Origin of the sequence: Kitasatospora sp. NPDC048365 (assembly GCF_043200835.1) — a bacterium.
GTDB classification, from domain to species: domain Bacteria; phylum Actinomycetota; class Actinomycetes; order Streptomycetales; family Streptomycetaceae; genus Kitasatospora; species Kitasatospora terrestris.
The window spans coordinates 1-7,716 of the sequence record NZ_JBICYJ010000097.1; the positions used below are offsets into that span (position 1 = coordinate 1).

11 protein-coding genes are annotated in these 7,716 nt (G+C 72.3%); 5 read left to right on the forward strand and 6 right to left on the reverse strand.

Going from position 1 to position 7,716, the window contains the following annotated elements:
- Positions 1-131: 131 nt before the first annotated feature.
- Both ACGFX4_RS41080 and ACGFX4_RS41085 read right to left on the reverse strand, forming a co-directional pair.
- Positions 132-494, reverse strand: a complete 363-nt coding sequence (locus ACGFX4_RS41080; RefSeq protein ID WP_393086306.1) for a sortase-dependent protein — start codon at positions 492-494, stop codon at positions 132-134.
- A gap of 247 nt (positions 495-741) precedes the next feature.
- Positions 742-1,356: a TetR/AcrR family transcriptional regulator gene (locus ACGFX4_RS41085; RefSeq protein ID WP_393086308.1), complete on the reverse strand. Its 615-nt coding sequence runs from the start codon at positions 1,354-1,356 to the stop codon at positions 742-744.
- Between the two features lie 75 nt (positions 1,357-1,431).
- On the opposite strand from ACGFX4_RS41085, the gene ACGFX4_RS41090 reads away from it, so the two are divergent.
- Both ACGFX4_RS41090 and ACGFX4_RS41095 read left to right on the forward strand, forming a co-directional pair.
- On the forward strand, positions 1,432-1,839 hold the full coding sequence (locus tag ACGFX4_RS41090; RefSeq protein WP_393086310.1) for a DUF4345 domain-containing protein: 408 nt from the start codon (positions 1,432-1,434) through the stop codon (positions 1,837-1,839).
- Positions 1,840-2,021: 182 nt separating this feature from the next.
- Positions 2,022-2,282 (forward strand): GlsB/YeaQ/YmgE family stress response membrane protein, encoded by a 261-nt coding sequence (locus ACGFX4_RS41095; RefSeq protein WP_393086312.1) that lies wholly within the window; start codon positions 2,022-2,024, stop codon positions 2,280-2,282.
- Between the two features lie 434 nt (positions 2,283-2,716).
- On the opposite strand, the gene ACGFX4_RS41100 is transcribed toward ACGFX4_RS41095, so the two are convergent.
- Positions 2,717-3,130: a carboxymuconolactone decarboxylase family protein gene (locus tag ACGFX4_RS41100; RefSeq protein WP_393086314.1), complete on the reverse strand. Its 414-nt coding sequence runs from the start codon at positions 3,128-3,130 to the stop codon at positions 2,717-2,719.
- Positions 3,127-3,792: a class II aldolase/adducin family protein gene (locus ACGFX4_RS41105; RefSeq protein ID WP_393086316.1), complete on the reverse strand. Its 666-nt coding sequence runs from the start codon at positions 3,790-3,792 to the stop codon at positions 3,127-3,129. The genes ACGFX4_RS41100 and ACGFX4_RS41105 overlap by 4 nt, the downstream gene beginning before the upstream one ends.
- Positions 3,793-3,841: 49 nt before the next feature.
- On the opposite strand from ACGFX4_RS41105, the gene ACGFX4_RS41110 reads away from it, so the two are divergent.
- The 3 genes from ACGFX4_RS41110 (at position 3,842) to ACGFX4_RS41120 (ending at position 5,072) form a co-directional block, all read left to right on the forward strand.
- Positions 3,842-4,309, forward strand: coding sequence for a MerR family transcriptional regulator (locus ACGFX4_RS41110; protein ID WP_393086318.1), 468 nt, complete (start codon positions 3,842-3,844; stop codon positions 4,307-4,309).
- A gap of 128 nt (positions 4,310-4,437) precedes the next feature.
- Positions 4,438-4,926 carry a GNAT family N-acetyltransferase gene (locus ACGFX4_RS41115; protein WP_393086320.1) on the forward strand — a complete coding sequence of 163 codons (489 nt, stop codon included), beginning with the start codon at positions 4,438-4,440 and terminating at the stop codon, positions 4,924-4,926.
- Positions 4,927-4,928: 2 nt separating this feature from the next.
- On the forward strand, positions 4,929-5,072 hold the full coding sequence (locus tag ACGFX4_RS41120; RefSeq protein ID WP_393086327.1) for a hypothetical protein: 144 nt from the start codon (positions 4,929-4,931) through the stop codon (positions 5,070-5,072).
- A gap of 65 nt (positions 5,073-5,137) precedes the next feature.
- Here the strand turns inward: ACGFX4_RS41120 and ACGFX4_RS41125 are convergent, their stop codons facing one another.
- On the reverse strand, positions 5,138-5,749 hold the full coding sequence (locus ACGFX4_RS41125; RefSeq protein ID WP_393086323.1) for an SMI1/KNR4 family protein: 612 nt from the start codon (positions 5,747-5,749) through the stop codon (positions 5,138-5,140).
- A 599-nt stretch (positions 5,750-6,348) separates the two neighbouring features.
- Positions 6,349-7,335: an AraC family transcriptional regulator gene (locus ACGFX4_RS41130; protein WP_393086325.1), complete on the reverse strand. Its 987-nt coding sequence runs from the start codon at positions 7,333-7,335 to the stop codon at positions 6,349-6,351.
- Positions 7,336-7,716 lie beyond the last annotated feature (381 nt).

Here is a 7,716-nt window from a genome sequence, read left to right on the forward strand (position 1 = left end):
CGCCCGGCGCGCCGCCGCGCCGCCCGGCGGCGCGGCCGGGGCGCCCCCCCGGGGGGGCGCCCCCCCGGCCGGGGGGGGGCCCCCCGGCGCGCCCCCCCCCCCGGGGGGCCCCCCCCCCGCGACGGTGCGCGCTAGTCCTGCGCACCGGCACGGCGCCGGACGACGACCAGGCCGATCCCGGCCGCGCCGGCCGCCGCCAGCACGGTGCCCACGACCAGCGTGACGGTCGAGCCGCCGTCGGCCGCCCCCTCACCGGTCTGCGCACCGCCCTTGGGCACGGCGGTGACCTGCGTGGCAGGCGAGCGGGACGGCACCGGGCTGGGCACCGCGGTCGGAGCCACCGACGGCGAGGCGCTGGGGGTCGCCCGGGCGGGCGACGGGCTGGCACTGCCGTCGGCGAACGCGACGGCGCCGGGCAGCGCGAGCACGCCGAGCGCGGCGGCCGAGACCAGAGCGAGTCGCGTGGCGCGGCGCACGGACAGGGTGGATGACATCGGCTTCCTCCATCTGCTCGTCACCTGCGGCCCGGTGGCCGCCGGTTGACGCTGCTCACGCTAGGAAGCCAGTCCCTCGGCAAGCCGCCGGTCGTGTAACGGCCACCGGCCGACTCCGTAACAGTCCCGATGGCGCGCCGACGGGAAAGCGGGACGGACCGAGCGGCCTTCTGGGCCGACGGGCGACAGGCGGCGGGCGACGGGCGACGGGCGACGGGCGACGGGCGACGGGCGGGGAACGCCGGGCCTACGCCTGGCGTGGCCAGCCGGGCGCGGGGTCCGTGGGGAGGAGCGGGCGGAGGGCTCCCAGCAGGGCGCCGATACAGGTGTCACGGAGCTCGGTGCGCGTGCAGGTCTCCTCCGTGAGCCAGTCGACGCAGAGCACCTGGACGAACACCAGCCAGCTCTTCAGGACGGCCGACACGGTTGCCCTGAGGGCGTCGTCGGCGAGCGGGAGGACGGCGAGGAGCCGGGCCCGCAGGACGTCCAGTTCGTCGGCCATCACGGTCTGGACCACCGGATCACCGGCGAGCACGCGGTTCGCCGCGAGGACGGCGTTGCGGTTGGCGACGAAGTAGTCGATGTGCACATCGAGACCGGCGGCGAGCTGTTCCAGCAGGTCACCGCCGGGGTCGAGCGGCACCTGCTCCAGCAGCCGGTCGGCCGCCTGCTGGTAGACGGCCACGAACAGGTCGTGCTTGCCGGGGAAGTGACGGTACAGCAGCGCGCGGGAGACTCCGGCGTGCTCGGCGACGTCCTCCATCAGCACGTCTCCGTAGGGGTGGGCGGCGAAGAGCTTCGCGCCGACGGCGAGGAGTTGGGCGCGGCGTTCGGCGGGACTGAGTCGTTGGCGGGGAGGCACGGAGTCAAGACTACTTGACACGCGTCTACTAGTGGCGTCTAGTTGACGAGTGTCTACTAACGGGGGTGGGGTCTCATGAAGGCCAGGGTTCTGAGGTGGCTCGTGCTGGCGATGGGCATCGCGTGCGTCGCGATCGGGCTCGCCCATGTGGCGCTCGGGAACGACTCGGTGCCGGGAGCGGGCTCGGCCGGGGCGACGGTCGACAGCCTGCAGCGGTTCTTCGGTGCGATCTTCGCGGGGTACGGCCTCGCCTGGCTCTGGGCGGCCCGGCAGTCGCCGATCCCGGCGACTGCCGTCCGGTGGCTGGCCGGGGTGTTCCTGCTGGGCGCGGTCGGGCGGCTGCTCTCACTCGCCGTGCACGGGTGGCCGCACTGGTTCCAACTGGTCCTCACCGTCATCGAACTCCTGATGCCGCCGCTGTACTTCCGGCTGGCGGACGCCGACGAGAACGCCGTCCGGCTTCGGGCCGCGGCAGCCTCCTGAGCCGCCTGCCACCACCGGACCGGAGCGACCCGCAGCCGTAGCGGCGGACCGGGGCGGAACCCCGTCCGGACCCGGCGGGTTCCCGCCGTCGAATCGGCAGGCATCAGCGGCGACTGACGGGGCATACGACTGCCGCGGCACCGACGGGCCGCGCGTGCGAGTCCGCGAGTGGAGGAGGAACCATGTCGATTCTCTGGGCGATCATCGCCGGCCTGGTCATCGGCCTGCTGGCAAAGCTGGTCGTTCCCGGACGCCAGCCGATCCCGCTGTGGCTCACCGTCGTGCTCGGTGTCATCGGCGGCATGATCGGCAACTTCCTGGCGAGCGCGTTCGGCGTCGCGGACACCCGCGGCATCGACTGGATCCGGCACTTCTTCCAGATCGGCGCCGCCGCCGTTCTGATCGGCCTGGTCACCCCTCTCTGGTCGCGGCGGAAGGCCTGACGGACCGACCTCGCAGGGCCGGCTCCAGCAGCGAGGACCTGCCGGCGCGGGCGGAGCGGCCGGGCGCCGCGTCGCCTCGCGCAGTCCCCCGGCCTCCCGCCCGCGCCCTCGCCCGAGCGCCAGATGTACGCCAGATGTAGCCCGGCTCGTCCGGGCCGGCGGGATAGGCGGGCTCCACCGGATCCGGGTCGAGCGTGCCCGTGATGACGACGACCACGTCGCCACCGCCGCTTTCGTCGCCACCGCCCGAGTCGCCCGGGTCGTAGCCGGGGTCGTACTGGCAGTCGCTGCAGTAGTCACCCCAGCAGTCACTGGCGGCCGCCGTGTGCGGGGCGACCAGCGCCGGTACGGCGGTGAGCACGGTGGCGCCGAGTGCGCCGCCGCTACGTGAGGGAGCGAGTGAGCGAGCCGAGGTGTCCGGCGCGCTCCGGTGGTCACTCCTCGCCGGGGTCGGCGGAGGGCAGGAGCTCGGCGATGATCTCGGTGCCGAGCGCGTACGCCGGCACGCCCGCCGTGATGAGTGCGGTCTCGGCGACGCCGATGAGGTCGGCGAGGCCGGCTCCGGCGTGGAGGGCGCCCTGGGCATGGATCCGGGCCGGGTGGGCCCGGCCGAGGGCCAGCAACTGGCCGAAGTGGACCAGCTGTTGGACTCGCGCGCCGAGCGGGCTGTCGGTCAGCACGATGTGGCGAAGGGCCGCGATCGCCTCCTCGGTCGGCAGTCGGCCGAACTCCCCGGCCAGGCGCAGCCGTTCCTGGATCCCGCCGGGCACGGTCCCGAGGGTGGCGCGGTAGCGGTCGCGGACGGCCTCCGTCCGGGCCGCGAGGGTGTCGAGGGTGTCGTCCGTCATGACGCGGCCCGCGCGATCGCGGCGCGCACGGCCTCCTGGGCGCCCGGAGGGAAGTCGACGGCCCCGCCGATCGCCGCGGCGGCGATCTCGGCTTCGGCGCTCTCCTCGATCGCCACCACGAGGTGGGCAGTGGCCGCCGCGTCCGGGCCGAACACCAGGAGGCCGTGGTTGGCCAGGAGGACGGCGGCCGTGGTCGGGTGCCGGTGCAGCACGTCGGCGATGCCGCGAACCGAGATGTCCGATCCGCGCGGCCCCCAGGGGACGACGGGAACCTCCTCGGCCTGCCCGAAGCGCAGCATCGGCTCGGTACGGCAGGGCAGCGGCCGGTGGGCAACGGCGAAGGCGGTCGCGGCGGGCGAGTGGGTGTGAATGATCGCGCCCACCCGGGGGCGGTGCTCGTACACGGCGCTGTGCATGGCGATGATCTCGGCGCTGACGGACCGCAGCTCACCGGCGAGGACCCGGCCGTCGAAACCGACGGTCGCCAGCTGTTCGGGCCGCAGGCCGCGGACGAACCCCGGGGTCAGCAGGAGGCGTTCGCCGTCGAGCCTGGCACTCAGGTTGGCATGCCCGGAGTGGGACATCACCCCGGCCGCGAAGAGCTGGTCCGCGGCTGCCACCAGCTGTTCGGCCCGCTCTCTCCCTTCATCCCTGTCACTCATGCGATGTCTCCAAGTGTGTTGTCGGCGGCTCTTGTTCGCCCCCGTCCAGGTGCTGATCAGTCTTCAGCTTGAACTAAGGTTCAAGTCAAATACCCGGATCGACCAGGAGCAGGAGGACCGGGACGTGCACATGACCATCGGCCGGCTCGCCGAGATCACCAAGGTGCCCGCCTCGGCCATCCGGTACTGGGAGCGCCATGGCCTGCTGCCCGCGCCCGAGCGCGAAGGCGGGCAGCGGCGCTACCCGCCCGAGGCCGCCGAGCGGATCACGGTGCTGCGCACGTACCAGCAGGCCGGGCTGAGCCTGGTCGAGATCCGCGAGTTCCAGCGGGATCAACCGCACCGAGAGGCCATGATCCGCGCCAAGATGACCGAGCTCCAGCAGCGCCTGATCGATCTCGACCACGCCCAGCAGCTCCTGGCCCACGCCCTCCAGTGCAGCGAGCAGGACATCGTCGGATGCCCGAAGTTCCGGGAGCAGATGGCCGCCTGGCAGACCCCGGATCCGACGTCCTGAACCCCCGCGCGGGGCACAGCATCAACGGCCAGGGCCGACGTCGTGGCCGGGCCGAAACCCCTTGGACGGCGCAGGACCTGGTTGCTGAAATGGGAGACGGCCGCCGGCCGCGTCGAAGGGATGCGGCAATGACCGAGATCAGGCTGCACCTCTCGGTACGCGACCTCACCGACGCGGACCTGCCGTCGTGCGACTGGGCCGGCTCCCCCAAGCACGTGCGCGAACTCGCCCACCAGATCCGCCGCGCCGAGGCGGGCGAGGTCGACTACCTGGCGGTCTGCACACCGGTCGGGCTCCCGGTGGCGGTCGGCGGCATCGACTACACGATCAGACCCGGCACGGGCACGCTCCGGCAACTCGGCGTCCACCCGGCCCTCCGGTCCTGCGGGATCGGCACGCTGCTGATCCGCTCCGCCGAACAGCGGATCGGCGCCCGGGGCCCGACCCGCGCCGAACTCGGCGTCGAAGAGTGCAACCCGCGCGCCCGCACCCTCTACGAACGCCTGGACTACCGGGCCTTCGGCCGCGCACTCGACTCCTGGGACGTGGAGGCCGAGGACGGCTCGCTCCGGCGCTACGGGACGATGTGCACGCTGATGCGCAAGGAGCTGGCGTGACAATGGACTTCGCGACGCTCGTCGCCGATGCGACGGCCGACCCGGCCGTCGTCGGGCTCGTCCTCAAGGGCTCCCGGGCCCACGACGGCATGGCCACCGAGCATTCCGACCACGATGTGTACGTCCTCGTCGCGGCACCGAAATGACGGCTCACCATGGTGAATGAGCGCTTCAGCGGGCGTTCGTTGTCAGGCCGAAGCGCTTGTGCCGGTCACATGCCGCGCTCTGGACCGTACATCGGTGCCGGGCGGTCATCGGGTGACATCGGCAGCGATTCGAGCAACACCGGGCCGGGATAGAAGGCTGAGCTGTTCGGGCCGACCATGTCCTCGCCGACCAGATAACGGTAGAGCCACTCGGAGAAGCTCATTCGGTACTCGTACCAGGATCCGTCGTGCTCCACCGCACAGATCCGGTGTCCCGTGCGGTCGGGCAGCGGCGCCAGGAAGATGTATTCGCCGCGGTCGGTGCTGGTGATCGGGATCAGGCCGTCCTTCGACCCGAACCTCACCTCCTGCAGGTTGAGGACGGCGCGGATGTCCTCCTCGGGCTCCAGCCAGTCCTCCCGGTCCCAGTCGAGCGCGGCCCAGGCCTGGGAGGTCTCGCGGATGTTCTTCCCGAGGTTCCAGCGCTCGGTGGCCGGATGCGAGAGATACAGGTGCCCGTTGATCTGCATCGGGGCGTAGGCGTCGACGACCGCCTTGTAGTCCCCGGGGAAGTCGGCGCCGATCTCGGATTCCAACTCGGCCCATGCATCGGGGCTGGTGAAACGCTGTTCGCCAGGGCCGAGCATGGCGAAGACCTCAGCGAGATAGTCGCGCACCGGCTCTCCTCATCGGGTTCGGGCATCCGGGACGCCGCGTCATCGCCACCGCGAACGCTGTGGCCTGCCGTGAGGGTAATCGGGACCAGCGACATCGACTCAGCCGGGCAAGCCCGAATCGCCCGGGAAGCACAGCCCAGGACTGAGGGAAGTCTGCACTGACTGTCCTGGCCTCGCTTCGGACTGCTCCACGGCGTCCGCCCCGGGGCACAGCCAGGTGCGAACCCCTGGCCGCGACTTGCCAGGGAGGCAGCCCCGGGCCCGCAACAACAAAGGCATCGACACTCCCACAGCGGCACCCCGGACACTCCGCCCCGACCGGAAGGCCACCCGATCAGTGGCTCTCGAACTCCATATGACCCGACTAAATCACTGCGAGTGTCCCGGTCACGCTACCGGGAGCCCGACTCGCACCGGTCCCCGTACCGGACAGCACACAAGCGGCCCCAGCGCTCGGCCATGGCCCACCGGCACGCCGCCGGCGCCACCAGGGCGACCACGGCCGGGGCGAGCGGCACGGACAGGCCGGACCGCCGCAGCAGCCGGCGGTCGGCCGCCAAGGTCGACGTGGCACCGGGCACCGCACGTTCCCGGGATGGTCAGCGACGGCCCCGCACGGTGTCCGAAGGCGAACGCCCGTACGCCCCCCGGTAATCCGCACTGAACCGGCCGAGGTGCGTGAAGCCCCACCGGCAGGCGACCTCGGTGACCGTGCCGCTCGCGCTGCCGTCCGCGATCGCCTTCAGATCCTGGTGGGCGCGGTCGAGCCGCACCCTCCGCAGGTAGGCCAGAGGCGTGGTGTCCAGGTGCGTCCGGAATGCCTCCCGCAGAGTGCGTACACCGACCCGGGCAGCTTGCGCGATGTCGCTGACCGAGACGGCATCGCCCGCATGTTCCGCGCAGAACTCCGTTGCCCTGCGCAGTGCGCTCGGCAGCAGGGGGGTTCCGCGGTCCGCCGATCCGCTCCAGGAGTGCGGTTGGACGTCCAGCAGGGTGTCGACCAGCAACCGCTCGAAATGCCGGATTCCCAGGTCCGAGCTGCGGCCCAGTGGCGAGACGACGAACGCGCGGAACGACCGGGCTAGCTCCAGCCAGGACCGAACGGCCGGGTTGGCCTGGTCGAGCACGTGCTGGTGGAAGCGCAGCGGCTTCTGCGGGACGTCCCCCAGCCGCACCGCGAGGACCTCCTCCACGATCTGGCGGGACATCGCGAACGCCCCTTGGACAGCCCGGTGATCCAACTCCGTCAGGACCCCGTCCCCCGGCCCACCGACGGAGAGCGTCGACGACAACGCGACGCCGTTCACGACCATCGCCCCACTGCCAGCCTGCGGCAGCTGGCAGTAGTAATCGGGCAAGTCACCCACCTGCAGCCTGACGGGGGCACCGTAGGCCAGGTCGTAGAGCCCGACCGCGCCCGCGTGGAAGACCTGGAGCCGGCCCGGCAGCAGCTGCCTGCCCAGGATCGTCAGCCGGTGCGGCGACAGCCGGCCGCTCACGATCTCCTGCAACTCCTCGATGTCCGCGCCCTCGTAGAGCGAGACCGGCCCTGCCCCGTTGTCACCGCGTCCCAGCGCATCGACCATCGACGTCCCCTTGCGACCAGAAGCCGGCCCCGTTGCCACATGCATGCCAGCCCTCTGCCAACCTTGGCGGCTGGTGCGGCTCGAGAGCAAACCAAGATCACCAGGAGGCTTCGAGCAGACATCGCAAGTGACGGCTGTGCCGCGGCCTGTCGCCCCGTCATTGCCCTGCGGAGCTCCTGCCCGGGCCCTCGTCCCGGCGAGGTGGCGAGCACCGGCCGCCTTTCCGCAGCACCGGCCGCGAGAGCGATCGGAACCCGAGGGTCGGGGGGGGGGGGGGGGGGGGGGGGGGGCGGGGCCCGCCCCCCCCCCCCCCGCGCCCCGCCGGGCGGCGCCGCCCCCCCCCCCGCCCCCGGGGGCGCCCCGGGCGCGCCAGAGAACGGA

Coding starts and splice junctions, on each gene's coding strand:
- ACGFX4_RS41090 (WP_393086310.1), top strand. CDS start 1,432: ATGAAGGCCAGGGTTCTGAGGTGGCTCGTGCTGGCGATGGGCATCGCG.
- ACGFX4_RS41130 (WP_393086325.1), bottom strand. CDS start 7,335: ATGGTCGATGCGCTGGGACGCGGTGACAACGGGGCAGGGCCGGTCTCG.
- ACGFX4_RS41120 (WP_393086327.1), top strand. CDS start 4,929: ATGGACTTCGCGACGCTCGTCGCCGATGCGACGGCCGACCCGGCCGTC.
- ACGFX4_RS41080 (WP_393086306.1), bottom strand. CDS start 494: ATGTCATCCACCCTGTCCGTGCGCCGCGCCACGCGACTCGCTCTGGTC.
- ACGFX4_RS41100 (WP_393086314.1), bottom strand. CDS start 3,130: ATGACGGACGACACCCTCGACACCCTCGCGGCCCGGACGGAGGCCGTC.
- ACGFX4_RS41105 (WP_393086316.1), bottom strand. CDS start 3,792: ATGAGTGACAGGGATGAAGGGAGAGAGCGGGCCGAACAGCTGGTGGCA.
- ACGFX4_RS41115 (WP_393086320.1), top strand. CDS start 4,438: ATGACCGAGATCAGGCTGCACCTCTCGGTACGCGACCTCACCGACGCG.
- ACGFX4_RS41095 (WP_393086312.1), top strand. CDS start 2,022: ATGTCGATTCTCTGGGCGATCATCGCCGGCCTGGTCATCGGCCTGCTG.